The 26,829-nt window shown below is 60.4% G+C and carries 27 protein-coding genes and 1 riboswitch; of the genes, 10 read left to right on the plus strand and 17 right to left on the minus strand.

Translation table 11 applies throughout. The features are described 5' to 3' along the window. Both B0E33_RS06245 and B0E33_RS06250 read left to right on the plus strand, forming a co-directional pair. Positions 1-216 carry a tautomerase family protein gene (locus tag B0E33_RS06245; protein WP_075282280.1) on the plus strand — a complete coding sequence of 72 codons (216 nt, stop codon included), beginning with the start codon at positions 1-3 and terminating at the stop codon, positions 214-216. 373 nt (positions 217-589) lie between these two features. Further along, positions 590-1,150 carry a DUF4166 domain-containing protein gene (locus B0E33_RS06250; RefSeq protein ID WP_167579496.1) on the plus strand — a complete coding sequence of 187 codons (561 nt, stop codon included), beginning with the start codon at positions 590-592 and terminating at the stop codon, positions 1,148-1,150. A 6-nt stretch (positions 1,151-1,156) separates the two neighbouring features. Here the strand turns inward: B0E33_RS06250 and tyrS are convergent, their stop codons facing one another. The 3 genes from tyrS to B0E33_RS06265 form a co-directional block, all read right to left on the minus strand. Beyond that, positions 1,157-2,434 carry a tyrosine--tRNA ligase gene (gene tyrS / locus B0E33_RS06255; RefSeq protein WP_023001993.1) on the minus strand — a complete coding sequence of 426 codons (1,278 nt, stop codon included), beginning with the start codon at positions 2,432-2,434 and terminating at the stop codon, positions 1,157-1,159. Between the two features lie 329 nt (positions 2,435-2,763). Then, positions 2,764-3,348, minus strand: coding sequence for a hemerythrin domain-containing protein (locus B0E33_RS06260; RefSeq protein WP_075282278.1), 585 nt, complete (start codon positions 3,346-3,348; stop codon positions 2,764-2,766). Between the two features lie 97 nt (positions 3,349-3,445). Continuing rightward, positions 3,446-3,889 (minus strand): MarR family winged helix-turn-helix transcriptional regulator, encoded by a 444-nt coding sequence (locus B0E33_RS06265; protein ID WP_077293162.1) that lies wholly within the window; start codon positions 3,887-3,889, stop codon positions 3,446-3,448. A 95-nt stretch (positions 3,890-3,984) separates the two neighbouring features. On the opposite strand from B0E33_RS06265, the gene B0E33_RS06270 reads away from it, so the two are divergent. Next, entirely contained in the window at positions 3,985-4,689 is a 705-nt protein-coding gene (locus B0E33_RS06270) for a glutathione S-transferase family protein (protein WP_077290721.1), read from the plus strand. 42 nt (positions 4,690-4,731) lie between these two features. Here the strand turns inward: B0E33_RS06270 and B0E33_RS06275 are convergent, their stop codons facing one another. Both B0E33_RS06275 and B0E33_RS06280 read right to left on the minus strand, forming a co-directional pair. Then, positions 4,732-5,376 (minus strand): cysteine hydrolase family protein, encoded by a 645-nt coding sequence (locus B0E33_RS06275; protein ID WP_077290722.1) that lies wholly within the window; start codon positions 5,374-5,376, stop codon positions 4,732-4,734. A 22-nt stretch (positions 5,377-5,398) separates the two neighbouring features. Next, positions 5,399-5,866: a MarR family winged helix-turn-helix transcriptional regulator gene (locus B0E33_RS06280; RefSeq protein ID WP_023001998.1), complete on the minus strand. Its 468-nt coding sequence runs from the start codon at positions 5,864-5,866 to the stop codon at positions 5,399-5,401. A 196-nt stretch (positions 5,867-6,062) separates the two neighbouring features. Between B0E33_RS06280 and B0E33_RS06285 the strand changes: the two genes are divergently transcribed. Next, complete coding sequence (locus B0E33_RS06285) at positions 6,063-6,878, plus strand: class I SAM-dependent methyltransferase (protein WP_167579497.1); 816 nt, start codon at positions 6,063-6,065, stop codon at positions 6,876-6,878. A 64-nt stretch (positions 6,879-6,942) separates the two neighbouring features. Here the strand turns inward: B0E33_RS06285 and gcvPB are convergent, their stop codons facing one another. The 6 genes from gcvPB to B0E33_RS06315 form a co-directional block, all read right to left on the minus strand. Then, positions 6,943-8,535, minus strand: coding sequence for an aminomethyl-transferring glycine dehydrogenase subunit GcvPB (gene gcvPB / locus B0E33_RS06290; RefSeq protein ID WP_077290724.1), 1,593 nt, complete (start codon positions 8,533-8,535; stop codon positions 6,943-6,945). Next, a complete protein-coding gene (gene gcvPA / locus B0E33_RS06295) occupies positions 8,532-9,878 on the minus strand; it encodes an aminomethyl-transferring glycine dehydrogenase subunit GcvPA (protein WP_062490245.1) in 1,347 nt (448 codons plus the stop codon). The genes gcvPB and gcvPA overlap by 4 nt, the downstream gene beginning before the upstream one ends. Before the next feature lie 213 nt (positions 9,879-10,091). Further along, positions 10,092-10,577 (minus strand): OsmC family protein, encoded by a 486-nt coding sequence (locus B0E33_RS06300; RefSeq protein WP_023002002.1) that lies wholly within the window; start codon positions 10,575-10,577, stop codon positions 10,092-10,094. A gap of 3 nt (positions 10,578-10,580) precedes the next feature. Next, positions 10,581-10,952 (minus strand): glycine cleavage system protein GcvH, encoded by a 372-nt coding sequence (gcvH, locus tag B0E33_RS06305; RefSeq protein ID WP_023002003.1) that lies wholly within the window; start codon positions 10,950-10,952, stop codon positions 10,581-10,583. Positions 10,953-10,978: 26 nt separating this feature from the next. Next, positions 10,979-12,130, minus strand: a complete 1,152-nt coding sequence (gene gcvT / locus B0E33_RS06310; RefSeq protein ID WP_023002004.1) for a glycine cleavage system aminomethyltransferase GcvT — start codon at positions 12,128-12,130, stop codon at positions 10,979-10,981. Positions 12,131-12,312: 182 nt separating this feature from the next. After that, positions 12,313-12,405: riboswitch (glycine riboswitch) on the minus strand. 224 nt (positions 12,406-12,629) lie between these two features. After that, positions 12,630-13,214, minus strand: a complete 585-nt coding sequence (locus B0E33_RS06315) for a hypothetical protein (protein WP_077293163.1) — start codon at positions 13,212-13,214, stop codon at positions 12,630-12,632. Positions 13,215-13,403: 189 nt separating this feature from the next. Here B0E33_RS06315 and ispH point away from each other — a divergent pair, with 189 nt between their 5' ends. From ispH to B0E33_RS06335, 4 genes are read left to right on the plus strand one after another with little or no spacing between them, the layout of a single operon-like run. Further along, on the plus strand, positions 13,404-14,405 hold the full coding sequence (gene ispH, locus B0E33_RS06320) for a 4-hydroxy-3-methylbut-2-enyl diphosphate reductase (protein ID WP_077290725.1): 1,002 nt from the start codon (positions 13,404-13,406) through the stop codon (positions 14,403-14,405). Between the two features lie 4 nt (positions 14,406-14,409). After that, on the plus strand, positions 14,410-15,375 hold the full coding sequence (gene thrB / locus B0E33_RS06325) for a homoserine kinase (protein ID WP_023002007.1): 966 nt from the start codon (positions 14,410-14,412) through the stop codon (positions 15,373-15,375). Beyond that, positions 15,372-15,842, plus strand: a complete 471-nt coding sequence (rnhA, locus tag B0E33_RS06330) for a ribonuclease HI (protein ID WP_055657829.1) — start codon at positions 15,372-15,374, stop codon at positions 15,840-15,842. Before thrB ends, rnhA begins: the two co-directional genes overlap by 4 nt. Before the next feature lie 17 nt (positions 15,843-15,859). Further along, on the plus strand, positions 15,860-16,783 hold the full coding sequence (locus B0E33_RS06335; protein ID WP_208984429.1) for a diacylglycerol/lipid kinase family protein: 924 nt from the start codon (positions 15,860-15,862) through the stop codon (positions 16,781-16,783). Between the two features lie 239 nt (positions 16,784-17,022). Here B0E33_RS06335 and B0E33_RS06340 read toward each other — a convergent pair whose 3' ends face one another. From B0E33_RS06340 to B0E33_RS06360, 5 genes are all read right to left on the minus strand, one after another. After that, positions 17,023-19,932, minus strand: a complete 2,910-nt coding sequence (locus B0E33_RS06340) for an EAL domain-containing protein (protein WP_023002010.1) — start codon at positions 19,930-19,932, stop codon at positions 17,023-17,025. A 31-nt stretch (positions 19,933-19,963) separates the two neighbouring features. Beyond that, positions 19,964-20,602, minus strand: coding sequence for a GNAT family N-acetyltransferase (locus B0E33_RS06345; RefSeq protein WP_023002011.1), 639 nt, complete (start codon positions 20,600-20,602; stop codon positions 19,964-19,966). Positions 20,603-20,631: 29 nt separating this feature from the next. Continuing rightward, complete coding sequence (locus tag B0E33_RS06350) at positions 20,632-21,921, minus strand: M16 family metallopeptidase (protein ID WP_031269731.1); 1,290 nt, start codon at positions 21,919-21,921, stop codon at positions 20,632-20,634. A 4-nt stretch (positions 21,922-21,925) separates the two neighbouring features. Further along, positions 21,926-23,332: a threonine synthase gene (gene thrC / locus B0E33_RS06355; protein WP_077290726.1), complete on the minus strand. Its 1,407-nt coding sequence runs from the start codon at positions 23,330-23,332 to the stop codon at positions 21,926-21,928. Positions 23,333-23,561: 229 nt separating this feature from the next. Continuing rightward, entirely contained in the window at positions 23,562-24,158 is a 597-nt protein-coding gene (locus tag B0E33_RS06360) for a YqgE/AlgH family protein (protein WP_023002014.1), read from the minus strand. 184 nt (positions 24,159-24,342) lie between these two features. Between B0E33_RS06360 and B0E33_RS06365 the strand changes: the two genes are divergently transcribed. Beyond that, positions 24,343-25,164: a protein-disulfide reductase DsbD domain-containing protein gene (locus B0E33_RS06365; protein WP_062490253.1), complete on the plus strand. Its 822-nt coding sequence runs from the start codon at positions 24,343-24,345 to the stop codon at positions 25,162-25,164. A gap of 131 nt (positions 25,165-25,295) precedes the next feature. Further along, complete coding sequence (locus tag B0E33_RS06370) at positions 25,296-25,784, plus strand: peroxiredoxin (protein ID WP_055657820.1); 489 nt, start codon at positions 25,296-25,298, stop codon at positions 25,782-25,784. A gap of 261 nt (positions 25,785-26,045) precedes the next feature. Here B0E33_RS06370 and B0E33_RS06375 read toward each other — a convergent pair whose 3' ends face one another. Then, positions 26,046-26,807: an SURF1 family protein gene (locus B0E33_RS06375; RefSeq protein ID WP_077290727.1), complete on the minus strand. Its 762-nt coding sequence runs from the start codon at positions 26,805-26,807 to the stop codon at positions 26,046-26,048. Positions 26,808-26,829 lie beyond the last annotated feature (22 nt).

Raw genomic sequence — 26,829 nt, forward strand, 5'->3', positions numbered from 1 at the left:
ATGCCTTACGTGAATATCCAGGTGACCCGTGAAGGGGTGACGGCGGAGCAGAAAGCCAGGCTTATCAAAGGCGCGACGGACCTACTGGTTGACGTTCTCGACAAGAACCCGGCAACCACCTTCGTGGTGATCGAGGAAGTGGACCTTGAGAACTGGGGCGTCGGCGGCCTGCCGGTGGAAGAATACCGGGCAAGGCAGCTGGAAAAACAGAGCTGAACGGTCAAATGGAAGCCGGGGCAATCCCGGCTTCTTTCTTTGCCGCGTTGCGCTTCCCTCTTTCAGTTCCTCGCCACTGTCCGGAAAACCCTGGACTATTTCGTTCGTCCCAAACATTCGTCATTGCAGGGCGCGACCCTGCAATCCATGCCGTGACCGCGCCTAAGCCAGAAGCCTCAATTGGCGGATGGGGAGCGGCATGGATGCCATGGTCGGGCCATGGCATGACGGAGGAAGTGGAGAGGGATGATGGGAAGGCTGAATGGTGCTCCTCTGGACGTCACCAAACAAGTGCAAAGAGTTTTTGCTGTTGTCCAATCGACGCGAGAATGGTCTGTCTGAGAAGACACATCGACATCAAAACAGTTCTCACATGCCCCGCACGCTTTATCAAACCATCCTCGGCCCCGAGTTCGACAAGGTTCCGGCAGAAATCCGGCGGATGCACAGCTTCGCGCGGGTGGCGCGGGGAACCGCGGATGTCACCCGGGGAAGCTCGTGGGGCGCAAGACTGATCTGCCGGCTGGCGAAGTTGCCGAAAGCACAGATGGGCGTTCCGGTCGAGACCAGCTTTGAACCTATCGAGGGTGGAGAGCGCTGGACCCGGCGGTTTGACGGGCAGCCGTTCCAGACCGACATGATGGCAGGTACTGGCGAAGCGTATCCCTGCATGCTCGAGCGCCTTGGACCGTTCCTGTTCAAGATGCGGGTAACGGCAAGTGACAAGGGCATCGACATCACCCCGGCAGACGTTTCGCTTGGACCGCTTCCGCTGCCGCTGCGCCTTGCTCCGAGAGCGGTCGGGCGCGAGCGTGTTGTCGATGGAAGATACAGTTTCACCGTAGAGGTGACCTTCCCGCTGATCGGGAAGGTCTTCGGCTACAACGGCCGGCTGGAGCCGGCCGTTCTGACAGCTGATGCGAAAGCCGTCTGAACGGCCTCACTCGAAGCCGACGAGGGCCTTGCGGCGTTTGCCGACAGAAATCGACAAACGGTCGTTGGCCTGAAGATCGCCGGTGGCAATGCGGCGGCGTGCGTCGTCGACGATCTGGTTGTTGAGGCGAACGCCTCCACCTTCCACCAGACGCCGTGCTTCGCCGTTGGATGCCGCGAAGCCAACGGCGACCACAAGCTCCAGAAGACCGAGACCGTCTGCCAGAATTTTCAGCGGCAGACTGTGGGTCGGTTCCAGGATCTCGCCTTCGCCCGAAAACAGGGCATCGCCTTGCTGCAAGGCGCCGCGCGCTTCTTCCGGGCCATGCACGATTGCCGTCACCTGGGTTGCCAGGATCTTCTTGGCTTCGTTCAGCTCCGCCCCTTCCAGCGCCGCCAGTCGTTCGATTTCGCTCATCGGCAGCTCGGTAAAAAGGCGCAGGCACTTGGCGACATCGGCATCAGCGGTGTTGCGCCAGAACTGCCAGAAGCCGAAGGGCGACAGGTGTTCGGGATGCAGCCACACGGCACCTGCAGCCGTCTTGCCCATCTTCGCACCGCTGGCGGTGGTCAGCAGAGGCACTGTCAGGCCGTGCAACTTGCGGCCATCACGGCGGCCAAGCTCGACACCATTGACGATGTTGCCCCATTGATCGGATCCACCGACCTGAAGCGCACAGTCATGACGCTTTGCCAACTCCAGAAAATCAACGGCCTGCAGCATCATGTAGCAGAACTCCAGAACCGTCAGCGGCATCTGAGCATCGAGGCGCGACTTGACGCTGTCGAAGGTCATCATGCGGTTGACGGTGAACTGGGAGCCATAGTCGCGGAGGAATTCCAGGAAGCGGAATTCATTGAGCCATTCCGCATTGTCGACCAGCAAAGCCCCATCTTCGCCGTTCATATCCACGAGACGCTCAACGGATCGTCGTATGCTCGCGATGTTGGCTGCGATCTGGCGTTCCTCCAGCATCGGCCGGGCATCCTTGCGGAAACTCGGATCGCCGATCTGACTTGTGCCACCGCCAAGCACGACGATGGGACGATGGCCGAGCTTCTGCAGCCAACGCATGGTCATCAACGGCATCAGATGGCCGACATGAAGACTTGCCGCCGTGGCATCGAACCCGGCGTATGCGGTGATCGGCCCTTGTGACAGCGTCTGGTCGAGCGCCTCGATATCCGTGCATTGGTGCACAAGACCACGTTCCAGAAGCACGGCAAGTGCTTCCGATTTGAGTTTTGTCGCCGGTTTTCCGGCTTCGATCATATGTCTGGTCATTTTTCGCTTCCTGGTTCCCCCGCCAGGAAGCTCGGGTCTCTAGAAACCAAAAAGCCGCCTGACGCGGCGGCTTTTGAGGTGTCTATGGGGTGAACAAGATCCTACGCAGCCGCCGGTATGTCGGTGACGTAATAAAAATACACGAAGGATGCGCTCATCTTGGTCATGCCAGCTTAAATGCGTTAGGGCGGGAAAAGAGTCAAGCCTGTTGTGTTCGTGACGTCCCAGCCCCCCGGCAAGTGTAACCGGAATGCCTCAAGGCTGCGCGCGGTCAAGAAATTCCACCTGTCCCTGTGCGAAAGGCGTGCGCTTGCGCACGTCTGGCCGCGTTACGACAACCCGAGTTTCCGTTCGCCGCGATCCAGGATAACCGGAACGATCAGGTCTTCCTCGTCATCCAGATGGCGCATCAGGCCGGAGATCAGGGTGTCGCTGACACCGGCGAAACTGTCGGCCGCGCGGCGGATGGCATCGCGGTCTTTCGTCTGCAATTGCCCGAACAGCTTGTTGGCGCTCTTGATCACCGCCTCAATGCGATGATGAATCAGTTCGTGGTCGCCCTCCAGCAGCTCGAAGCCATCCACCAGGCGCTTTTCGGCTTCCATGAACACCGGGAAATAGTGCTCATCCTCGATCATGTGGTGGTGATGCAGCTCACTGAGAAACTGTTGCAGACGCGGGGCAAAGAGGTTGCCGAAACGGTTTACCGGGAGCCGTTGTTCGCGGAAGTCGGTCAGGATCGTATCCAGGTCAGCACCGAGCTGACGGAAGCCGTTATGCCGTGCGAGCCAGAATTCGGTCAGTGGGCCGAGGTTCCGGTGACCCGGCCAGTCTTCGCGCGGATGTTCTTTCAGAAGGAACAGCCACTCCTGCGGAAGTCCGGTCCGTTCATCCAGATTGGTGGTGTTGGTCATGGGTTTCAGGTCCGGTCAGAGAGAAGGTTTGCCGACCTTATACGCATGTTTTGGCCTGTCATGCGGAAACAGTGTGTTCACTCCCCGGGAACAGACGTCACTGCACCAGTTTGCCCAGCACCTTCCAGAGCGCTTCGGTGTCCCCCGGCTCCAGATGCCTTGTGAATTCGGTTTCCACCGCTGCCCGGTAACACGGCCACATGGCCTTCAAGAGCATCTCCCCTTCCTGGGTCAGACGCACCGAGACACCTCTGCCGTCTTCCGGGCTCTTCAGCTTTTCGATGTAGCCCGCAGCCACCAGCCGATCGAGCAGGCGCGAAACATTGTACTGGGCCAGCAGCATCCGCTTTTCGATTTCGACCGGTCGCAGAGTTTTGTCCTCTGCCCGGCTTAATTCCAGCAGCACATCGTACCAGCCGAGAGGTGGGAAACCGGCCGCCTTCAGGCGTGCCTCGACCCGCGCCAGCACGTTGCCGCTTGCACGCTGCAGACGGGCCCAGGCGTCGATGGCCTGGGGGACGGTTTCGGCGGAATTGCTCATGGCCAAGAAATAGAAAATTTATGCAATTGCATCAATCTTGATTTTTCATGCATATGCATCCATCTTGATGCAGATGCATGAAAAGGAGTTTCCAGATGCCCGACACACTCACCCTGATCAGCCATGCGCTTTGCCCTTACGTGCAGCGCGCGGCGATCGTCCTTCATGAAAAGAATGTTCCGTTTGACCGGGTTACCATCGACCTTGCCGACAAACCTGACTGGTTCCGCGCGGCCTCACCACTCGGCAAGGTGCCGCTGCTGAAACTGGGTGCTGATCGCTATCTCTTCGAATCCGCCCCGATCGTCGAATTCCTGGACGAGACAGAAGGGAGCCGGCTGCACCCGGAGGACCCTTCCGAACGCGCGCGGCACCGGGCCTATATCGAATTTGCCTCGCAGATCCTGAACGGTATCGGCGCGCTCTACAACGCCAGGGACGACACCGGGTTTTATGCTGCGGGTGAAGCACTTCGTGCAAAGTTCCGTCATCTGGAAAGCGAACTTGATCCGGACGGTCCCTTCTTCGCCGGTAGTGCCTTTTCGCTCGTCGATGCGGCTTTCGCCCCGGTGTTCCGATATTTCGATGTCTTTGAGTCGTTCTTGACGCTTGAAATGTTTGACGACCTCGACCGGGTTCTTGCGTGGCGTAGCAAGCTTGCGGCCCGTACATCGGTTCAAGAAGCAGTTACTGCGGACTATCCAGCGCTATTGACCGCCTTTCTGCAAAATCGAAATAGCTGGATCTCCCAACTTCTCGACTTGCGCAGCCGGGAGCGATCACTCCTGGTCGCACACTGAGGCCTTCAAGCGCAGCCGGACATGGCTCCGACTGCGCCCGCTTCAGGCGAAGGCTGCGCCGAGTTTGCCCAACTCGCCTTTGAGGTCCGTCCATCTGTCCGGCGTCGTGGTTAGTGTCGCAGGATCCCTGATTTCGACGTCATATCCCCGGTTCAACGCACCCTTTGCGGTCAGCTGAACGCAATGACAGGCATCAAGCCCAACCAGGACCAGCCGTCCGATCCGCTTTTCCTCAAGCCAGGCTTCAAATTGCGGACTGGAGAAACTGTCACCGATCGACTTTTCAAAGACCGGAGCATTGCCGACAGCAAGTGTTCGGTCGAGCTTCAAACCGTCTCGCCCCGGTGTCCCGATACCGCCCGCCGACATCTTCATGGCCACGATCACCGGCCAGTCGCGGAAGACATTCTTGACGAAAGCGACCTGGTGGCCTGCCATCCGATGCGCTTCCACCTGGCGCCCTATTTCGGCAAGCACAGCGTCTCTCTGGCCTGCGTCAAAAGCGTGTTTGCCGGTATTCCTGGTGAAGTCCTCCTGCACGTCGATGACCACCAGAGCTGTGCCAGGCCGCATTGACCTGTCGATACTTGCGCCCTTTGTCGGCGTTCCCAGCCGCCGCAGGCAATAAACGATATAGGCGACAATGCTTGCGGCACAGAGCCCGGCCGCAATCCAGATACCGGTCATGTGACCTCTCCTGTTCGTGAAATTATTCCAGTGCCTTGGGCCGATCCGGGTCGTCCTCGAACGCAGCAAAATGATCAAGCATGGTGCAGAGCACCCGTTGCGTGGAACGCAGATCGTCGTCCGAGAAGAGCTCGCAGACTGTCTCGATTTCGTCAGTCTCCCGTGCCCGGATTTCGCCGAACCGGTCGTGCCCCGCTTCGTTCAAGGCAAACAGTGGTGATCGCTTGTGCGCCGGATTGGCCCGGCGCTCGACCAGTCCCTGCTCTTCCAGGGCGTTCATCACGAGCTGGATCTGCTGGCGGGCAAGAAACAGCGCCCGGCCGATCTCGGGTACCGCCATCGGCCCGGCCTCCTCCAGCACTTCCATGACCGCTCGCATACCGACGGTCACGCCGGTTCCCTCCAGCTTGGCCTCCACCGCCCGCGCAAGCCGGCGGTGCACGGGGCGTATCAGGCGGATGATTTCATAAAGCTCGACGGACTTCTTCATGGGTACCTCGTTTGACAATTTATATGTCATTTTGACATTTATATTGTCAATAAGATTTTTGAACGCCCCTGTGTGTCATCACCCTGGAACCGAAGGCCCTAAGCCAGACGTTTCGATCCCGGTAAAAACCAGGTTCCGTGCCTTGGCGAGGGTTTGGAGCTATACTGCCGGTCCCGTTCGTAGTCTGGAGCGAACCATGAGCAATCAGGAAGGCGTCCCCCGAAACGGAACATTCGCCGAGCGATACGACAGTGTCATGGTGCCGGTGATCTTTCAGCCTTGGGCACAAGAGCTGCTCCAACGGCAACCACCCCAAAAAGGAGACCGGATCCTGGACCTTGCGTGCGGCACCGGTGCGGTAATCCGTGAAGTCGCGAGCCTTGGGAACGGATTTGCGAGGCTGGCCGGCGTGGACATGAGTGCGGGAATGCTGGCCGTTGCGGCCGAAAAGGCCAGCGTAAACAGGATAGACGCAGAATGGTTCGAGGCAACCGCAGGCGATCTGCCGTTTCCTGATGGCGGCTTTGACCTCGCTTACTGTCAGCAGGCTTTGCAGTTCTTTCCCGATCGTGTCGGAGCCCTGCGCGAACTTCACCGCGTACTGGCACGCGGGGGCCGCGTCGCCTTCTGCGTTTCCCGCGGTCTGTCAGAAAATCCTCTGCTGATGGCGCAGGCAACCGCATTGGAAAAACACGTCGGTGCAGAGGCGGGGGCAGCCGTTCGTGCGATCTGCCAACTCTCCGACCCTGAAGAAATACGATCGAACTTCGAGGCCGCCGGGTTTCTGGATATCCAACTGGAGACAGTTTCACTGACGCTTCATCACCCGGATGGCCGTGCGTATGCCGCCGGAGCCATGGGCGGCATGCATACCGGAGACAAGCTCTCCCGGCTATCCGAAGACGACAGGAACGCCTGCTTCAATGATTTCCTGAAAGAACTGGGCCACTGTTTTGACGGTAAGGCAATCCGGTTTCCGCACGTCTCCAACGTTGTGACAGCACACACCTGAGCGACAGGAAACAAAAAACCCCGGCCGAAGCCGGGGTTTTCATGCTTGAAAATTCGTCCACGTGCTACTCGGCAGCAGCCGGGGTCACTTCGGCCGGAGCCGGCTCGGTCCATTTCAGGACCGGCTTGCGAGCTGCACCCGTTTCGTCCAGACGGCGTCGCGGGGCAAGATACGGTGCACCGGAGAAGCGTTCCGTTTCGCCGCGCTTTGCGCTCATCACGAGATCGCGCATGGTGGCGACGAAAAGATCGAGCGCAGCCCGGCTTTCCGATTCCGTCGGCTCGATCAGCATCGCGCCATGGACAACCAGCGGGAAGTACATGGTCATCGGATGATAGCCCTCGTCGATCATCGCCTTGGCGAAGTCGAGCGTGGTCACGCCGGTGTCCTTCAGGAAGCTGTCGTCGAACAGCACTTCGTGCATGCATGGACGCTCGCCAAAGGGCAGGCTCATCAGGTCCTGCAGGCCGACGCGAATATAGTTCGCATTCAGCACCGCATCTTCAGACGCCTGCCGCAGACCGTCGGAGCCGTGGCTCATCATGTAGGACAGAGCCCGCACGTACATGCCCATCTGGCCGTGGAACGCGGTCATGCGGCCGAACGGCTGCTCGCCGTCCTTGGTGGCAGCTTCGGTTTCGACCAGTTCTACACCTTTTTCCGTCTTGCGGATGAACGGCAGCGGCGCGAATGGAGCCAGTCTCTGGGACAGGACGACCGGACCGGAACCCGGGCCACCGCCGCCGTGAGGCGTCGAGAAGGTCTTGTGCAGGTTGATATGCATGGCGTCGACACCAAGATCCCCCGGGCGGGCCTTGCCGACGATGGCGTTGAAGTTGGCGCCATCGCAGTAGAAATAGGCATCCGCCTTGTGAATCAGATCGGCGATCTGCTTCACTTCCCGTTCGAACAGCCCGCAGGTGTTCGGGTTGGTCAGCATGATGCCGGCGATGTTGCCTTCGTGTTCGGCAATGGTCTTCTTCAGTGCCTCCAGATCGACGGTCCCGTCGTCCTTGGCATCGATGTTGACGACCTTGTAACCCAAGAGCGCTGCCGTTGCCGGGTTGGTGCCATGAGCGCTTTCCGGCACCAGAACGATCTTCGGATCACGGCCGGCAGCGGTGTGGGCTGCCTTGATCGCCATCATGCCGCACAATTCGCCATGGGCACCGGCTTTCGGGCTCATTGCGACGGCGGAGGTGTTGGTGGACACCATCAGCCAGTGGGCAAGCGCATCGATCAGTTCCAGTGCGCCGGGCACCGAGGAGACCGGCTGAAGCGGATGGATGTCCGCGAAGCCCGGCAGACGGGCCATCTTCTCGTTGAGGCGCGGATTGTGCTTCATGGTGCACGAGCCGAGCGGATAGAGACCGCTGTCGATGGCATAGTTGTTCCGCGACAGGCGCACATAGTGGCGCATGGCTTCCGGTTCGGCGAGGCCAGGCAGACCGATCTCGGCCTTGCGCTTGAAGCTGCCAAGCTCGAACTCGGCGCTTTCGTCCTCGTCGAGATCGACACCGGTTGTTTCCAGCGAGCCGAATTCGAAAATCAGCGGCTCTTCCATATCGAGACCACGGTTGCCGGTGAAAGTCTTCGGGCGGAAAGCATCCCCGGCATCACCTGCTGCGGTCGGGCGGCCTTGCGTGTTCATGCTCATGCCAGCACCTCCTTCAGCGCGTCCGCAAAGGCCGCGCGGTCTTCATCCGTATTGACTTCGGTCGACGCGACGACCAACAGGTTCGCGAGATCCTTGTTGCCCGGCTCCAGTCGAGAAACCGGCAGGCCCGCGAGAACGCCCCGTTCGGCCAGTTGCTCGACCACATCCTCGGCCACCTTCGGCAGCGCAATCGTGAACTCGTTGAAATAGGCCGAGTTCAGAACCTCGACACCGGGCACGTCGGCAAGAAGCTTCTTCAGCTTCACCGCGTTGCCGTGGTTGATGCGGGCGAGTTTGGTCAACCCGGCCTGCCCCAGCAGCGACATGTGAATGGTGAAGGCAAGGCAGCAGAGACCGGAGTTGGTGCAGATGTTGGACGTTGCCTTGTCGCGGCGGATATGCTGCTCGCGGGTCGACAGCGTCAGCACGAAACCGCGCTTGCCTTCCGCATCCACCGTCTCACCGCAGAGCCGGCCCGGCATCTGGCGGACATATTGCTGGCGGGTGGCGAAGAGACCGACGTAAGGACCACCGAAGTTGAGGCCGTTGCCGATGGACTGGCCTTCACCGACCACGATGTCGGCGCCTTGTGTTCCCGGCGGTTCGATCAGGCCGAGCGACACCACTTCGGTGAAGACCGCGATCAGCAGCGCCTTGTGCTGGTGCGCCTTTTCGGCAATCGGCTTCAGGTCGATCAGCTGGCCGTAGAACGACGGCGACTGGACGACAACGCAAGACGTCTCGTCATCGATCTGTGACAGGATGTCTTCGGTGCCCGTCGGGTCTGCCGGGAGGCTGACGACCCGATCGCCGGCCATGTTGGACAGGCCTTCGACGACTTCCCGGTACTGCGGATGCAGCCCGCCGGAAAGCACGGCCTTGTTGCGCTTGGTCACCCGGTGCGCCATCAGCACGGCTTCACCGGTGCCGGTGGAGCCGTCATACATGGACGCGTTGGCGACATCCATTGCGGTAAGGCGCGCTACCTGGGTCTGGAACTCGAACAGGTACTGAAGCGTACCTTGCGTGATTTCCGGCTGATAGGGCGTATAGGAGGTCAGGAACTCCGACCGCTGGATCAGGTGGTCGACTGTTGCCGGCACATGGTGCTTGTAGGCACCTGCGCCGACGAAGAACGGAACGGAGCCGGCCGCAGTGTTCTTCGATGCCATGGCCGAGAGCTTGCGCTCCACTTCCATTTCGCTGGCTCGTTTGGGAAGGTCGAGCAGACCCTTCATGCGAACGTCTTCAGGGATATCCGCAAAGAGTTCATCGACGGATTTGACGCCGACCCGCGCGAGCATGTCGCTGCGGTCGGTATCGTTCAAAGGCAGGTAGCGCATCAGGCAGCTCCCAAGGGTTTGATCAAAAATCGGACCGGCGAAAACCACGCTCTCGCTTCATCAGCCCGGAACCGGAGAACTGACAAGCTTCCGGATACGGGCTCCCCGTTTCCTGCTCGGCGCGGTGGCGCCGTGCAGACACACAGAGAAGAGAACTGGTCACCATCCAGAACAGGGAACCGGCTGCGACTTCGTGCGGCCGGTTCCGGAAAGTCACGGTGCGACGAGGCGGAGCGGTTCGGGCTCCACAACGATCTCGCACTTCACGGAGTTGGCGATGAAACAGACGTCATGCGCCTTTTCATGCAGATCGGTCAGCCAGGTCGGATCCGGGTCCTCGGCCGCAACCAGCGTGATAACCGGCCGCAGCACCACTTTCGTGATTGCCATCTTGCCCCGCGCCACCCGGCTCATTTCGCCCTGGGCACGGTCGCTGTAACTGGCGACAACGAAATTCGCCCGCCGGGCAAGATCCAGGAAGGACATCATGTGGCAGGACGAGATAGCGGCGACGAAAGCCTCTTCCGGATCGACGGCGGCCTCAATGGAATATGGCAGGGGTACCACCGTGGGCGAGGCGCTTGCCGGGATCTCCAGACCACCGTCAAAACGCCAGATGTGCCCTCTGGAATAGGCGTTTGCGGCATAGTCGCCGTCGCATGCCCATTCCACCTGTGCCGTGTAGTAGTGCCCTGCCATGAATTACAACGTCTCCACGTACGCCTTGTAGGCTGCCGCGTCCATCAGGTCGGACAGCTGATCCGCATTGCCGACGGTCATCTTGATGAACCATGCAGCGCCTTCGGGATCTTCGTTCACCTTGGCCGGCTCGTCCACCAGCGCATCGTTGGCTTCAACGACTTCACCGTCGATCGGAGCGTAGACTTCACTGGCTGCCTTGACGGATTCCACGACGGCGGCTTCATCGCCCTGTGACAGCGCCTTGCCGGCTTCCGGCAGTTCGACGTAAACGACGTCGCCGAGCTGCTCCTGCGCGTAAGTCGTGATGCCGATGGTGGCTTTGTCGCCATCTACGGCGATCCACTCGTGGTCCTTGGAGTAATAGGTGGTCATATTGTGCGTCCGTTATCTGGAAAGATTTATGCTTTGGGTTTGCGGTAATACCGGTTCGGAACAAACGGCATGTCCGCGACGGTAGCGGGCAAGCGCTTGCCTCTGACGATCAATTCAAGTGGCGTGCCAGTTTCGGAGTGCTCCACCGGGACATAGCCCATTGCGATCGGGGCACCCACGGTCGGTGCGAAACCGCCGGATGTCACGGTGCCGATCACCGGCCCGTCGGGCAGTGCGATCTCGGCCCCTTCCCGCGCAGGTGCCTTGCCATCGAGGCGCAGGCCGACGCGGACGCGGCCCGGTCCCTTTTCGAGTTCACCCTGAATGCGTTCGGCGCCAGGAAAGCCGCCTTCTTCTCGGCGGCGCTTCTGCATGCAGAAGGTGATGGCGCCTTCGACGGGAGACGTCATCTCGTCAATGTCGTGTCCGTAGAGGCACAGCCCTGCCTCAAGACGCAGGCTGTCGCGGGCCCCGAGCCCAATCGGTTCGACCCTGTCGTCGGCGAGCAGTGCACGGGCAATCGCTTCAGCAGCACCGGCAGGCACGGACATCTCCACGCCGTCCTCGCCGGTATAGCCGGCACGGGCAACGTGGCAGTCGATACCGTCAAACTCCATCGGTGCGGCGGCCATGAAGCCAAGTTCGGCCGCCTTGGGCGCATGTGCTGCGACCGCAGCCACGGCTTCCGGTCCCTGAACCGCGATCAATGCACGATCGTCGATCACTTCAAGGGTCACGTTTTCAGGCAGTCTGTCGCGGAAATGGGCGTAGTCGACATCCTTGCGAGAGGCATTGACCACCAGCATCAGCTTGCCGTCTTCTGCTTCGGACAGCGGCCGGGTGACCATCAGATCGTCGATGATGCCGCCTTCGTCGTTGAGCAGCACCGTGTAGCGCTGACGGCCGTGGCCAAGTTCGACGAAATTGGACGGAGTCAGCGCTTCCAGAGCCCGGGCCGTCGTTTCGTGATCGGGACCGATCAACAGGGCCTGGCCCATGTGGGAGACGTCGAAAAGGCCGGCTTTCGTGCGGGTCTGCTGGTGCTCGGCCATGATGCCGGCCTTGTACTGCACGGGCATGGAATAGCCGGCAAACGGCACCATGCGTGCACCCAGTTCCACATGAAGGTCGTGAAGAGGCGTTTGTTTCAGATCTTCGTCTGCAACGGTTTCCGCCATGAACGGTCCTCGTATTCGGGGTTGCGCAGTCCCGAACCGGCCCGCATGGGTCCTGATCCGTCTGCACCCCCTCTGTCCGAGTACCTGAGAGATTTCCCGACCGGCGCCGATGACGCCTTTCGGTTACTCCTTCGGTGAGCAGTCCGCAAACCCACTTGCGGAGCACTGCTTTCCAGAGCGTTGCAGTTCATGCGGTCCTTCTGCCTGAGAGTTTCCGGGGCGGTTGCTCCTTCGGCGCCAGGATCCTTTCACCCGGCCTCTCCCGCATAAACATTGACGTGTTTCCACGCCAACCGGGGGACGACCCCGATTGGGGCCGGATTGTGCGAGGCAGACATAGTCTTGTCAATATGCGACATGCAGCCCCCGCAATTTTGCCGGTGCACAATTTTAGGCATCGTCTTGCAGAGTGTGCACGATCAATGGCCGGCCGGTTTCCATCTTCCCGGCCAGGCCTCAAATTCAGTCGAACCTGATGTGCTACGTGCGTGGCCGGGCCTTAGCGGCGACGGCCTTCGTCAAAGCCGAAGACAACCTTGGCGTCCGCACCTGCCGGGATCCTGAATTTCTCTTCGATCAGCGTCCAGGTTTCGCTTGGCGAGTTCGCTCCAAGCGTGACCGGAATTTTCACGATCTCGGAGCTGAGCGGCTTGGCACCGCTGCCGCCGGGCACAATGGCGACGCGCATCGGCAGAACCACTTCGCCGCCCTTCCAGGCAGGACCGGAGGTGACATCGCCGGACAGGCCCAGCTTCATGCGGCGGCTTCCGTCCGGCTGCTGCGTGCAGGTGTTGGCCCAATCCTTGACGGTGGCCTGGTAAAGCAGACCCTGCGGGTCATCGTCCTTGCCGCGCACATACTTGCGGATCAGGAAGGTGTTGGACTGAAGCTGCAGCGCAGGACAGGGAACCGGCGGCGCGAAGGTTTCGGGAGAAATCTCGATCGGCTGCTGGCCACCGGAAATAACCTTGCCCGCAACACCGTCAGCGGCACTCATACACCCCGCAAGAGCCGCGGCGGAAAGGCCCACGGCCATAATTGTCTTCAGGGTCTTGCCGGAGACGGCGGGAATCGCACTGATCATCTTCATTCCATAAAAATGCAACAATTGTCGGCGGAGCTTCATAGCAGGTGAAGAATTGCTTGGCGAGGCTTGTCAAACGCAAACCTTCAAGCAGCTCATTGTGGCTGAATTGGTTCAGCTTGCCGCACATCCCTTGACACAGCGTGGCTGCGAGCCCTTATTGCGCGCAGAAACGTTCCTCGAAAGAGCATGATGACCGAGAGCAAACAGGAAAAAACACCGCTTGCCATTCACCTTTGCGCGCCCCGAGGGTTCTGCGCCGGTGTCGATCGCGCGATCCAGATCGTGGAACTCGCCCTGGAAAAATACGGCAGTCCGGTCTACGTCCGTCACGAGATCGTGCACAACAAGTTCGTGGTGGACGGGCTGAAGGCCAAGGGCGCTGTGTTCGTGGAAGAGCTGGAAGAAATACCGGCCGGGCACACCGACAGACCGGTGATCTTCTCTGCGCACGGCGTCCCGAAATCCGTCCCGGAAGACGCCCAGAGCCGCAAGATGTTCTATCTCGACGCCACCTGTCCTCTGGTCTCGAAGGTCCACAAGGAAGCGGAAATCCATTTTCGCCGGGACCGCGAGATTCTGCTGATCGGTCATGCGGGGCATCCTGAAGTGATCGGCACCATGGGCCAATTGCCCGAGGGCACCGTCAGCCTGATCGAGACTGAAGACGGCGCGCGTGCCTTCACGCCGAAGACCGACCGCCCCCTCGCCTATATTACCCAGACCACCTTGTCCGTGGACGACACGGCCGGGATCGTGGCTGTGCTGCAGGACCGGTTCCCGCAGATTGTCGCTCCGCACAAGGAGGACATCTGCTACGCAACCACCAACCGTCAGGAAGCGGTCAAGCATGTGGCGCCAAAGGTCGACGCAATGATCGTTGTCGGCGCCCCGAACTCCTCCAACTCGCAACGCCTGCGTGAAGTTGCGGAACGGGCCGGGTGCAGGACTGCAGTGTTGATCCAGCGCGCAAGCGACATCGACTGGCACGATTTCGAAGGTATCACGTCGTTGGGTCTGACAGCAGGTGCATCGGCCCCCGAGACCCTGGTAGAGGAAATCATCGCGGCATTTGCCGGTCGGTTCGACGTCAACGTCGAGACGGTGCGTACTGCCGAAGAAACGATTTCCTTCAACCTGCCGCGGGAGCTGCGCGAGATGATCGCCTCCTCCCAGGCCGCTGCCGGATAACCCCATGGCTGTTTATACCGAAGTAACCGATGAGGAACTGAACGACTTCATCGGCAGCTACGATGTCGGACGTCTGTTGTCATTCAAGGGCATTGCCGAAGGTGTCGAGAACAGCAACTTCCTGGTCCACACGGACAAGGCGTCCTACATCCTGACGCTGTACGAAAAGCGCGTGAACCCGGACGATCTGCCTTATTTTCTGAACCTTCTGCAGCATCTGGCCGCAAAGGGCCTGTCCTGTCCGACGCCGGTCCCTTCGAGGGACGGCAAACTTCTGGGCACTCTCGCCGGCCGACCGGCCGCGCTGGTCACCTTTCTGGACGGCATGTGGGTCAAGCGGCCCAAAGTGGATCATTGCGCCGAGCTGGGCCGGGCCATGGCAGAGTTGCACCTGGACGGCGCCGATTACGACGGGTTCCGCAAGAACGCACTCGACGTCAGCGGCTGGCGGCCCCTGTTCGATCAATGCGGGGAGCGCAGCGATACGGTTCATCCCGGTCTCGGTGCAGAGATCGCCAGCGAGCTGGACCACGTGGAAAAGGTCTGGCCCAGGGACCTTCCGGGCGGGGTGATCCATGCGGATCTGTTTCCCGACAACGTGTTCTTTCTGGGCAACGAACTTTCCGGGCTGATCGATTTCTATTTCGCCTGCAACGATGCCTTTGCCTATGACATTGCTATCTGTCTCAACGCATGGTGCTTCGAGCAGGACATGTCGTTCAACGTGACCAAGGCAAAGGCCCTGCTCAAGGGCTATGCCGCCGTGCGACCGTTGAGCGAGGCTGAATACGATGCCTTGCCGACCCTTTGCCGGGGTGCGGCCCTGCGTTTCCTGCTGACACGGCTCTATGACTGGCTAAGCGTGCCGGAAGGTGCGCTGGTTACGCCGAAGGATCCGCTGGAATATCTGAAGAAGCTCCGCTTCCACCAGAGCATTTCCTCCACGCAGGCCTACGGGTTGGAGCGATGACGGAGAACAACAACCGGGTCACGATCTATACGGACGGCGCTTGTTCCGGCAATCCTGGCCCGGGCGGCTGGGGTGTTATCCTGCGGTTCGGGGAGCACGAGAAAGAGCTTTCCGGGGGCGAGTCGGAAACCACCAACAACCGTATGGAGCTGATGGCCGCCATTGAGGCGCTGAATGCCCTCAAGCGCCCTTGTGCGGTCGACCTTTATACCGACAGCACATACGTGCGCAGCGGCATCAAGGAATGGATGTACGGCTGGAAGCGCAAGAATTGGCGCACGGCTGCCAACAAGCCGGTAAAGAATGCGGATCTCTGGCAAGCTCTTGACGCCGCAAGGGAACGTCATGACGTTACCTGGCACTGGGTCAAGGGACATGCCGGCCATCCGGACAATGAACGCGCAGATGAACTGGCGCGCGGCGGAATGGCCCCGTATAAGAGCGGCGAAAAAACGAATCCTGTCTGATGAGCAGAGGATTTTGAGTGAGACTTTTCTGGTGGTCCGGCGCAGCAGCAGTGCGCACAATGGTTCCGGATATGGCCGGAAAGGTTCTGATCGTGGCCAACCCGACCTCGGGCGGCTATAGCGCCGAATTTCTGGATGACGTGCGCAATCGCCTGGAAGATCTCGGATGCAAGACCGAGATCCGGTTGACGAGACGCGCAGGCGAGATCGGCGACATCTGCGCGGATCCCTCACTGCCTGTGCAGACGCTGGTGGTCGCCGGCGGAGACGGCTCCGTCAACGAGGCCCTGACCGGATTTCAGAACCACCCTGCCCCGCCGCAACTGGGTATCATTCCCTTCGGCACCGCCAATGTGCTTGCCCTTGAACTTGGCCTCCCGCGCAATGCAAAGGCAATTGCCGAGCTGATCCGACGCGGCAAGACCAGGCAGTTGCACTATGGCCTTGCCAACGGCAGGCCTTTTGTACTGATGGCCTCTGCCGGGTTCGATGCCGAAGTCGTTCACGCAGTGCCGCTTTCCCTGAAACGGCGCCTTGGCAAGCTCGCCTATGTCATCACAGCGCTTCGGACCGGTTTCAAACGCAAGAGCGCATCGCTGAAAGTGATCCTGGATGGCGAAGAGCTGACCGGCAAACTCGCCGTAGCCAGCAACGCCCGCCACTATGGCGGCCCCTTTGTCATCTGTCCCGGCGGGGCGACCGATCCCGGCCTGCATATGCTGGTTCTGGAAAGGGACGACCCCTGGTCGTCCTTCTGCTACGGCGTCGCGCTCTTGATGGGCCGCATCCACAAGGCCAAGGGCGCTTTGGTGCGCCCGTTCAAAACGGCTTCCATTCTGGCAACAGGTGCCGTGGCTGCACAGGTGGACGGCGATCCCTTCGGTGCAACGCCGCTGGAAATCCGGCAAACGGACAAGACCGTGCCCATCCTGGCACCTTGACGCGGAAACGGCGCGGCATCTCCTCCTCGCCTTCCAACCCCAACTACATCAACTCCCTCTGTCATTGCAGGACTTGCCCCTGCAATCCAATTCGTGACCTCGGCGACCCCGAAGCCCTTGCGGCTGGATAGCGCACGGCGTGGATGCCATGGTCGAGCCATGGCATGACGGAGGGTGTGGGAAACTGCTGTCAGAGCCCCTGACGCAAGATCAGCCGGCACGATAGGTGCCGGCCAATGTCAGGCCGTTTCGGCTTCCGCTGGCATCTTGCGCAGGATCTTGGTGGCTTCCGCTGCCGTGACGGCCTCGCCGAAGTAGAAGCCTTGAGCGTATTCGCAGCCGAGCTGGTAGAGCTCCAGCGCATCGTTCTCGCTCTCCGCTCCTTCTGCAACGACAGACATGCCAAGGTCATGCCCCATGGCGACGATTGTCCTGAGCAGGACCGGCCGGGCGGAAGACCCGTTGGGTTTGACGAAGGACTGGTCGATCTTGATCGTGTCGAACGGGAACCGCTGCAGATAGGACAACGATGAATGGCCGGTGCCGAAGTCGTCGAGGGACAGGCCTGCCCCCAGCCCGCGAAGGCGCTCGAGCACCTTGGCGGAATATTCCGGGTTGGACATGACGAGTGATTCCGTCAGTTCCAGCTTCAACGTTCCCGGTGCCAGCGATGTTCTCGACAGAACGGCCTTCACATCGTTGATCAGGTCCTGTTTCAACAGCTGACGGGACGAGAGATTCACCGAAGCGAACAAAGGCTGCTGCATCGGGAACTCGCGCTGCCAGAACGCCAGCTGCTGTGCGCCCTTGTCGAGCATGTAGATGCCCAGTTCGTTGATGAGACCGGACTGCTCTGCGACGGGAATGAATTCCGAAGGTGAAATCTTGCCGCGCTTGGCGTGGTTCCAGCGCGCCAGCACTTCGAAGCCGGCTACCGCCTGGTCTTCCAACCGGATGATCGGCTGGAAGTAGACACCCAGCGTTTCCTTCTTGATCGCTTCGCGCAGGTCGGCTTCCAGATCGACGATGTTCTTGTCGAGCGGGCGCAAGATCGGACGGAACACTTCCTGGCGGTCACCACCCAGGCGCTTGGCGTGATTGAGGGCGATCTCCGCATTGGTGACCATGTCCTCGACCGCCTGTTTGCCACCTTCGAAGAAGGCAATGCCGACGGAGCAGGTCAGAAAGATCTCCCGGTCGCCGAAGGTGATCGGTGCGCGGACCGCCTTGCGCAGCGAATCCGCCAGCGCGACAATCCGGTCCGGCTCCTGCTCGGACAGGAGAACAAGGCCGTACTGGTCGCCGGAAAGACGTCCCAGCGTATCCTGCTGGCCGATCAGTCGGCCGAGACGACGCGCCACCGTCAAGAGAATGCTGTCGCCGGCAGACAGGCCAATGCTGTCGTTGACCTGCTTGAAGCGGTCAAGATTGAGCACGAGCAAGGTCGGCTTGGAGGTTTCTTCCGCACGCGACCGGATGACGCTGGTGCGCAAGCGGTCGACGAAGAGTTCGCGGTTCGGCAGACCGGTCAGATTGTCGTGGACGGCATCGTGCAGAAGGCGTTCTTCCGCCGTGCGCTCCTCGGTCACGTCCAGGAGCGTGCCCACGCAGCGGATCACCTCGCCGTCCGATCCGATGATCGGCCGGGCCCGCAGGCGGAACCAGCGGAAGTGACCGTCTTCTGAGCGCAGACGGAAGGTCTGGGTTACCTTGCCGCGACGCTGATCGATGACCGCGTCGAGCGTCGCCCGGAACCGGTCACGGTCCTGGGGATGCAGGATGTCCAGCCAGTCGCGCGCAGGCCCTTCCAGGGTGCCACGCTTCAGGTTGAGCAGGTCTTCGACCTCGTTGCCCGTGTAAATGCGGTCGCGGTCGATGTCCCAGTCCCAGATGATGTCACCGGCACCCGTCAGGGCCAGTGCCTTGCGTTCGACATCGGAGATAAGCCCCTGCGCAATCGCGCCACCGGCAAAGGCGTGCTGCATCACCGTGAAGCCGATCAGCAGCACGATGAGAACAAGACCACCGCCGAGCGCGGGCTGAACGATGTCGTTGGACAGATAGCCGGTTACGGTCATCGCCGCCCCGACCAGCCAGGCCATCAGCAGGCACCAGGTCGGGATCAGCAGGATGGCGCGGTCATAGTGCTGGAAGGCCAGCACCGCGATGGTGACGAACCCGAGCAAGCCGATGATGGCCAGCGCAAGACGGGCGATGCCGGCTGCAATCGAAGGATCCCAAACGGCAACGCCAAGCAGACCCAGGATCAGGATCAGCGTCGTCAGCGCCAGATGGGAATAATGAATGTTCCAGCGATTGAGGTTCAGGTAGGCGTACAGGAAGATGATCAAGCTGGCCGCGAGCATGACCTCGGCGCAGGCGCGCGCAAGCTGGCTGCCGCCACCCTCCAGATTGAACACCATGCCCCAGAAGCCGAAATCGATGCACAGATAGGCCAGCACCGACCAGGCAAGTGCCGCGGTGGCCGGAAACATGACCGTGCCCTTGACCACGAACAAGATGGTGAGGAACAGGGCCAGCAGGCCGGAGATGCCCAGAATGATGCCACGGTAGAGCGTGTAGGCGTTGACGGTTTCCTCGTAGACGTCCGGTTCCCAGATCCGGATTTCCGGCAGGTTCGGCGTCGTCATTTCAGCGACGAAGGTGACGATCGACCCCGGGTCGAGCGTGACCAGGAAGACGTCTGCCTCAAGGCTTTTCTGACGTTCGGGAGCGATGCCCTGGCTCGGTGTGATCGCCAGAATGCGCGAGGAACCGAGATCCGGCCAGAACAGGTCGGAGCCGACCAGCTTGTAATTTGGCGCAACGATCAGCCGGTCGATCTGTTCATCGCTGGTGTTGGCCAGCGCAAACACCGCCCAGTTGGTGTTGGTACCATCGCGGGAGGGAACCTCGATACGGCGCACGATGCCGTCCGCACCCGGTGCGGTCGACACCTGCAGCCGGGTCCCGGCTTCGCGATGCAGGTCGACGGAATTGGTGATGTCCAGTGCTTCGACGTCGATCGGAACAGGGATCGGCTCCAGCGCCCGCGCAGGCAGGGTGGCAAGCAACGTTGCAAACAACGTCAGAGCAATGACAAGGTTTCTGATCACGCTTGTTTTCGGATCCGGTATCACAATCGACATGGGGCGAAGAAGTACCGGGTTGTGGCGCATGTCACAAGAATTCTTTCAAGATTCCCTCGACGCTCGGTGCCACCTTTTCAGGTCGCGACGCATGGTCTTCCGCCAAACAGGCAAACAGAAGATGATCCTGCCAGGTCCCGTTAATTAACAGATAGTTGCGTGCGTAGCCTTCCCGGTGGAACCCGGCATTTTCGAGCAGACGGATGGACGGCATGTTCGTTGGCAGACATGCCGCTTCAATACGATGAAGGTTCAACACGTCGAAACAAAACGGCAAGATCATGGCGACAGCCGAGGACATATGTCCTTTTCCGGCGTGCCGCTCGCCCATCCAGTAGCCAAGTGTCGCAGTCTGGCTGACACCCCTGCGGATATTACTGAGTGTCAGTCCGCCGAGGATCTCGTTGCTGCGCGCGCGAAACAGCAGGAACGACAGGCTGCGCCCTTCCTTGCGGTCCTTCGAATAGCGGCGCAAGCGGCGGCGAAAGCCGGTTCGGGTGAGATCATCGGACGGCCAGAGCGGTTCCCAGGGCTTCAGGAAGGCCCGGCTTTCGCCGCGAAGTTCCGCCCAGGGCTTGAAGTCGTACATGATCGGCGGGCGAAGATAATAACCACCGGCCTCGATCAGGAGTTCGGCGTCAGGTGTTGCTCCCGGCCGTAACAGCGCCATGCCCCACTCTCCGCCTTGTTCTGTCCGACTTACATGGATGCGGCCCGCAGGACCGGGCTTTGCTGAAGCCGTCCTGCGAGTTCGTCCGCAGTCATGATACCGTCAACCGGCCCGATCGCAGTCAGGGTCGGCACCGTGCCCACGAAAGTCTCGTGCGCGACCCTGCGGATATCAGCAGCTGTCACCGCTTCGATCTTCGAGGAGATCTCGTCCGGATCGAGCACGCGGTTGTGCACGAGGATCTGACGGGCAATCTGTCCGGCGCGTGCTGCCGGGCTTTCCAGCGCCATCATCAGTCCCGCGCGGATCTGCGCCCTGGAGCGGGCGACTTCCTCGTCGGTGATCGTCTGGGTGGCGGCGATCAGTTCGTCCACGATCATCGGCATCAGCGCAGCCAGGTCTTCCTGGCTGGTGGCCGCATGCAGGCCGAACAGTCCGGTATCGGAAAACGCCCAGTGGAAGCTGTAGATGGCGTAGCAAAGGCCGTGCTTCTCCCGGATTTCCTGGAACAGGCGCGAGGACATGCCACCGCCCAGGACCGATGCCAGGATCTGGATGGCGTAATAGTCCTTGGACTTGTAGGGCCGACCTTCGAAACCGATCAGAACCTGTGCTTCCATCAGTTCTTTCGGCCGAAGGGTTTCGCCGCCGCGGTAGCGTGCTTCGGATTCGGGAGCTGCAGGCTCGGAGTTGAAACCGCCGAACTTCTCGCGGGCAAGAGCGACAAGCTCTTCATGATCAACCGCGCCGGCAGCGGCCAGCACCATGTCGGGTGCCCGGTAGCGATCGGCGAGATAGGCGTTGAGTGCGTCGCGGTTGAACCCCTGCACCGTTTCCGGCGTTCCGAGGATCGGCCGTCCGATGGCCTGGTCCGGCCAGGCGGTTTCCTGGAACAGATCGAAAGCCTGATCGTCGGGGGAGTCGTTTGCCGCGCCTATTTCCTGAAGGATCACATGTTGTTCGCGCGTCAGCTCCTGGGCATCGAATGTGGAATTCTGCAGGATGTCAGCGAGAATATCGACCGCAAGCGGCGTGTCCTCAGCCAGGATACGCGCGTAGTAATTGGTGTGTTCGATGCTTGTGGAAGCGTTCAGCTCACCACCGACGGCCTCGATCTCTTCTGCGATGCCACGCGCCGTGCGGGTCTTGGTGCCCTTGAAGGCCATATGCTCCAGAAGATGGGTTATCCCGTTCTGATGCACATTCTCCGCGCGGGATCCGGTTCGCACCCACACGCCAAGAGCCGCCGTTTTCAGATGAGGCATCTGGTCGGTGACGACCGTCATCCCGTTATCGAGGATTGTTGTTTGTACTTTCATATGCTCACACCCCAGCAGTAACGGCCCGGGCGTGATCTTCGATGTATCGCTCCACCACGCCCTGATCCGCCGCCAGAACCTGCTGGCGCTCCTCCGCAGTCATCATATCCTTCAGGTTTTCCGGCAGCTCCGGCCGGTTTCCTGAAGCCCTTTCCACCGCATCCGGGAATTTGGCCGGATGCGCCGTGCCCAACACCACCATCGGTGTCTCGCCGTTATCGTGGTCTTTCGCCACATGGACACCGATTGCCGTGTGCGGGTCCAGCAAATAGCCTGCCTCGTTCCACAGTTCGGCAATGGTCGATGCCGTTTCGTCCTCGTTGCAGCGGCCTGCGCCGAAAACCGCGCGCATGGCGCGGAGTGGGCCTTCCTCGATCTCGAAACTGCCGGACTGGCTCAACTGGTTCATCATGCGCCGGACTGCCGCGCCATCGCGTCCGCAGACCTCCGCCAGAAGCCGCTCGAAATTGGAGGACACCTGGATGTCCATGGACGGAGAAATGGTCGGCGTCACGCCGCGCTTTTCATAACGCCCGGTCTTGAGTGTCCGCGCCAGGATGTCGTTGACATTGGTCGCCACCACCAGCTTCTCGACGGGAAGCCCCATCTGCATGGCGGCATAGCCGGCAAAAATATCACCGAAGTTGCCGGTCGGCACCGTGAAGGAGATCTTGCGATGCGGCGCGCCAAGGGCAGCGCCTGCGACGAAATAATAGACGATCTGCGCCAGGATCCGCGCCCAGTTGATCGAATTGACGCCGGAAAGGGCAACCCTGTCGCGGAAGGAGAAATGGTTGAACATGCCTTTGACGATGGCCTGGCAATCATCAAAGTCGCCGTTTAGTGCCAGGGCATGAACGTTCTTTTCCGCCGGGGTCGTCATCTGGCGGCGCTGCACGCTGGAAACGCGTCCGTCGGGAAACAGGATGAAGATATCGGTACGCTCGCGCCCGCGGAAGGCCTCGATGGCGGCGCCGCCGGTGTCTCCGGAAGTTGCGCCGACAATGGTCGCGCGCAAGCCGCGCTCGGTCAGGACATAGTCCATCATCCGGCCAAGCAACTGCATCGCGACGTCCTTGAACGCCAGCGTCGGGCCGTGGAAGAGTTCAAGGATGAAAGTGTTCGGTCCGGTCTGGACAAGCGGCGTCACGGCCGGGTGGCGGAAGCCGTCATAGGCTTCTGCAATCATGGACTTCAGATCGTCTTCGGGAATGGCGCCAGCCACGAAGGGTGAAATAACCTCGAAGGCAACATCCTGATAGGGTTTACCGGCGAAAGACGCGATGGTGTCGGCATCAAATTGCGGCCAGGTTTCGGGTAAATAAAGTCCGCCGTCGCGTGCGAGCCCCTGTAGCAGGACATCGGAAAATTCCAGAACTGGTGCTTCACCACGCGTACTGATGTATTTCACCGCGCAACGTTCCTCTTGCTTTGTTTGTCGCGGGACGCCCGCGTCCCCTGCCTGTTTGCCAGACCTCTGATGCGAGAAGGATCAGCCTACTTGAATTCCGGCAGATTTGAAACAAACCATGCCATTGATGCGACTTACGCGCCATAACATTCAAGCGCAAGTCGCTTTTGGCTAAAATGATGACCGTGGAGAGACAAGTTTTGCGAAACCGGCCGTGACGTCAGCGCCGTCAGGCGTGCCCTGCATCGGCATAGAGCATGGCGGGGTCGATACCCATGCTGGCGAGCGCGCGATGCCATTTCTTGTCGGAGGCCTGATCGAACAGGATGTCCGGATCGGCCGGAGCCGTCAGCCACCCATTGGCCTGGATTTCGTTTTCAAGCTGCCCCGGAGCCCAGCCCGCATAACCGAGGGCCAGCATGGCCTGGGTGGGGCCGGTCCCTTGCGCAAGCGCCCGCAGGATCTCCAATGTTGCCGTCAGGCAGATGCCGTTATCAATGGCAAGGGTCGACTGGTTCAGCATGAAATCGTCGCTATGCAACACGAAGCCGCGTTCGACCTCTACCGGGCCACCCTTGTGAACGCTCATGTCGCGGACTTTCGACGGCAGGCGAATGGCACCATCGTCGTTGACGATATCGAGTTGAATCAGAAGCTCTTCCAGTGACAGATGGCGGGCCACCTGGTTCACCACGAGACCCATTGCGCCCTGGTCCGAATGAGAGCACAGATAAATCACAGAATGTTCGAACCGGCTGTCTGACATGCCCGGCATCGCAATCAGAAACTGACCTTCAAGGGAATCTGTTGCTGCGGATCCGGCCATGCGTACCTCGTTTTCTGTTGACGCTCTCTGCCCAAGGGAAAGCATAGCCCCTTTGCCGGGCTTTGTTAATGTCTGTTTGTGCTCGCCGAATGGCAACCGGCTCACTTCAGCGTCACAAGGATATGACCTGGATTGCCCAGTCTGGCCGATGACGCTTGCCTGAAACTCGTGTAGCAAAGAAGGCATGAAACGCTCTGTCCTTGCCCTTGCGCTCACTATTTTTGTTTTTGCTCCACCCGCCCATGCCGCCATGACCGGCTGGACGGAAGTTCAGGGAGGCGCCGTCAGGCTGATCGCCTCGGGCCCCATGAAGGACGGCCATTATGAAGCCGGTTTGGAGTTCCTTCTGGAACCGGGCTGGCACACCTATTGGCGCTATCCTGGCGAAGCCGGAATTCCGCCCCAGATCGATACGACCGGAAGCGCAAACATCAAGACCACCGAGGTGCTCTATCCTGCGCCGGAGCGCTATGACGACGGCTTTTCTGAATCGATCGTCTATCACAATGGCATTGTTCTGCCTCTGCGGGTCGAACCTGAAAATCCCGGTCAAACCGTGACGCTTTCCCTGGACGTTTTCTTTGGTATCTGCAACGAGATCTGCGTTCCCGGAGAGGCCTCCCTGACGCTTGATCTGACCCCGGATGACCAGACCGACAGCCTTGCCCAGACACTGATCCTACGAGACCTCGAGGCCGTGCCTGCCAAGCAGCCGTCCGCGGATCTGAAGATAAGTGCGATAGCCCTGTCGGCATCGGGCGATGCAGTGGAGATCGAGGTCCAGGCGCCTGACGACACCACGCCGGATCTTTTTGCAGCAGCTCCCGAAGGCTCCTATATCGGCCTGCCTAAACCTGCCGGCCAAGGTGGTGAAAAGACACTCTGGCGCTTGCCACTCAAAGGCATGAAAACAACTGAGACCGACGACGATCTGCGCCTTGTGCTGACTGCGGGCGGTCGGGCGGTCGAGCAGCTGTTTCCCATTGATCCGGCCTGGGTGAAATAGAAACTGCCTCCTGCCGGTCTGTCTATCGAACCGCTTTTGCCTCAACTTCCCTCGACGGACGGCCAACAAAGCCCTATCTGTGTCGCGGGGCTGCCGTTTCGCCGCAGCCGGTCAATCAAGGGATATTCACTATGACACTTTCTGTTGGGGATCGTCTTCCTGAGGCAACATTCAACACCATGACCGCGGACGGCCCCGGCGAAATATCGACCGGCGAGCTGACATCCGGCAAGACCGTTGTGCTGTTCGGCGTGCCGGGTGCCTTCACCCCGACCTGCCACATGAACCACCTGCCGGGCTTCATCGAGCATGCGGAAACGCTGAAGAACAAGGGTGTCGACACCATTGCTGTCCTGTCCGTGAACGATGTCTTCGTCATGGACGCCTGGAAGAAAGCCTCCAGCGCCGGCGACAGCATCACGTTCCTGTCAGACACGGCTGCCGGCTTTGTCGAAGCCGCAGGCCTCGGCCTCGGGCCGGCACCGATCTTCGGTCACCTGCGCTCACAGCGTTTCGCGCTGATTGCCAAGGATGGCGTGATCACCTTCCTGGCTATTGAAGACGCTCCGGGCGAAGCCGTAAAGTCCGGTGCCGCCGCAATCCTGGAAGCACTCGGCTAAGCTGTTTGCAAGCTTGCAGGAGAAATGATGAAGGGCCCTGCGGGGCCCTTTTTTGATCGCCCCCTCTCAGCAGATCATCCCGGACGCGGAGATCGGTGACCGGAGAGCCGAGGGCTTTTCAACCTGCCTGCCGACAAAAGTGAAGCAGTGGATCCCCGATCCCGGCTCGCGCTTCGCTTGGCCGCGACGACGACCGAGAGCCTAGGTTCTCCTGCCCCTCCGGGGCCACGTTCCTTCGTGTCACGAGGCCACCAGCACCACCTACTTGGTCGACGTTTCGCCCGCCTGCCGTTTGCGCGGCCAAAGGATACTTGCAGCGTAAGTGAGGTAGACACCGATCAGCGTTGCCGCCAGACCGAACCAGGTCAGCGCATAGCCGAGGTGGTCGTTCTTGAAATGAACGATGGTCTCCCCCGCCTGCGGCAGACCGGACGGCGGCGTGAAGGAAGCGTCGAGATCTATGCTGAAGGGAGCCAGCCTGGCGGGATCGAGGCCCAGTTCTGCTGCCATGGCATCCGTATCACGTGCGAACCAGATACGATCATCCCGACCGGGTTCCGGCGTTGTCCAGTTCGGTTTTTCACTCAGCCGCAAAAGTCCGGTCAGCTCCCAGGCACCATCAGGCGGCGTGATTGCCTTTTCGCGCGAATCCTTGTCGAGCCCTTGTGGCAGGAAGCCGCGGTTGACCAGAACGATCCACTGCTGATCCGTTTCGAAAGGTGCATAAACCATCACCCCGGGCCCGCTTACTGGCCCGACCGGATCAGTCAGCGCGGTGTAATAGAAAACCGCCCCTTCCAGGAAACGTCCGGTGAGCCTGACATGGCTATAGTCGTCAGAGGGGGCAAGGTCGCCCCAGGCCCCAGGTTCGGGTGCTGTTTCCGGCGGGGTCGAAACACCGGCTTCCACCTGTTCGATGAGGTTTTCTTTCCAGGCCAGGCGGTCGAGCTGCCAGAAACCGAGATTGAGCAGAACCACCAGAGCCACGATGGCAGCGAGTGTCGGGATAACGAGTTTACGCATGAGATTGTCTTCCCGGGACCTG

It is taken from the genome of Roseibium algicola (assembly GCF_001999245.1).
Taxonomy (GTDB): domain Bacteria; phylum Pseudomonadota; class Alphaproteobacteria; order Rhizobiales; family Stappiaceae; genus Roseibium; species Roseibium algicola.

Bases quoted from the DNA above. Each gene is read 5' to 3' on its own strand.
- B0E33_RS06285 (WP_167579497.1), top strand. From the start codon at position 6,063: ATGAGCAATCAGGAAGGCGTCCCCCGAAACGGAACATTCGCCGAGCGA.
- tyrS (WP_023001993.1), bottom strand. From the start codon at position 2,434: ATGACCAGACATATGATCGAAGCCGGAAAACCGGCGACAAAACTCAAA.
- B0E33_RS06265 (WP_077293162.1), bottom strand. From the start codon at position 3,889: ATGAGCAATTCCGCCGAAACCGTCCCCCAGGCCATCGACGCCTGGGCC.
- B0E33_RS06365 (WP_062490253.1), top strand. From the start codon at position 24,343: ATGAAACGCTCTGTCCTTGCCCTTGCGCTCACTATTTTTGTTTTTGCT.
- B0E33_RS06280 (WP_023001998.1), bottom strand. From the start codon at position 5,866: ATGAAGAAGTCCGTCGAGCTTTATGAAATCATCCGCCTGATACGCCCC.
- gcvPB (WP_077290724.1), bottom strand. From the start codon at position 8,535: ATGAGCATGAACACGCAAGGCCGCCCGACCGCAGCAGGTGATGCCGGG.
- B0E33_RS06340 (WP_023002010.1), bottom strand. From the start codon at position 19,932: ATGTCGATTGTGATACCGGATCCGAAAACAAGCGTGATCAGAAACCTT.
- thrB (WP_023002007.1), top strand. From the start codon at position 14,410: ATGGCTGTTTATACCGAAGTAACCGATGAGGAACTGAACGACTTCATC.
- rnhA (WP_055657829.1), top strand. From the start codon at position 15,372: ATGACGGAGAACAACAACCGGGTCACGATCTATACGGACGGCGCTTGT.
- B0E33_RS06350 (WP_031269731.1), bottom strand. From the start codon at position 21,921: ATGAAAGTACAAACAACAATCCTCGATAACGGGATGACGGTCGTCACC.
- B0E33_RS06300 (WP_023002002.1), bottom strand. From the start codon at position 10,577: ATGGCAGGGCACTACTACACGGCACAGGTGGAATGGGCATGCGACGGC.
- B0E33_RS06250 (WP_167579496.1), top strand. From the start codon at position 590: ATGCCCCGCACGCTTTATCAAACCATCCTCGGCCCCGAGTTCGACAAG.
- B0E33_RS06275 (WP_077290722.1), bottom strand. From the start codon at position 5,376: ATGACCGGTATCTGGATTGCGGCCGGGCTCTGTGCCGCAAGCATTGTC.
- B0E33_RS06370 (WP_055657820.1), top strand. From the start codon at position 25,296: ATGACACTTTCTGTTGGGGATCGTCTTCCTGAGGCAACATTCAACACC.
- B0E33_RS06360 (WP_023002014.1), bottom strand. From the start codon at position 24,158: ATGGCCGGATCCGCAGCAACAGATTCCCTTGAAGGTCAGTTTCTGATT.
- B0E33_RS06270 (WP_077290721.1), top strand. From the start codon at position 3,985: ATGCCCGACACACTCACCCTGATCAGCCATGCGCTTTGCCCTTACGTG.
- B0E33_RS06315 (WP_077293163.1), bottom strand. From the start codon at position 13,214: ATGATCAGTGCGATTCCCGCCGTCTCCGGCAAGACCCTGAAGACAATT.
- B0E33_RS06345 (WP_023002011.1), bottom strand. From the start codon at position 20,602: ATGGCGCTGTTACGGCCGGGAGCAACACCTGACGCCGAACTCCTGATC.
- B0E33_RS06260 (WP_075282278.1), bottom strand. From the start codon at position 3,348: ATGACCAACACCACCAATCTGGATGAACGGACCGGACTTCCGCAGGAG.
- B0E33_RS06245 (WP_075282280.1), top strand. From the start codon at position 1: ATGCCTTACGTGAATATCCAGGTGACCCGTGAAGGGGTGACGGCGGAG.
- ispH (WP_077290725.1), top strand. From the start codon at position 13,404: ATGATGACCGAGAGCAAACAGGAAAAAACACCGCTTGCCATTCACCTT.
- gcvH (WP_023002003.1), bottom strand. From the start codon at position 10,952: ATGACCACCTATTACTCCAAGGACCACGAGTGGATCGCCGTAGATGGC.
- gcvT (WP_023002004.1), bottom strand. From the start codon at position 12,130: ATGGCGGAAACCGTTGCAGACGAAGATCTGAAACAAACGCCTCTTCAC.
- gcvPA (WP_062490245.1), bottom strand. From the start codon at position 9,878: ATGCGCTACCTGCCTTTGAACGATACCGACCGCAGCGACATGCTCGCG.
- B0E33_RS06375 (WP_077290727.1), bottom strand. From the start codon at position 26,807: ATGCGTAAACTCGTTATCCCGACACTCGCTGCCATCGTGGCTCTGGTG.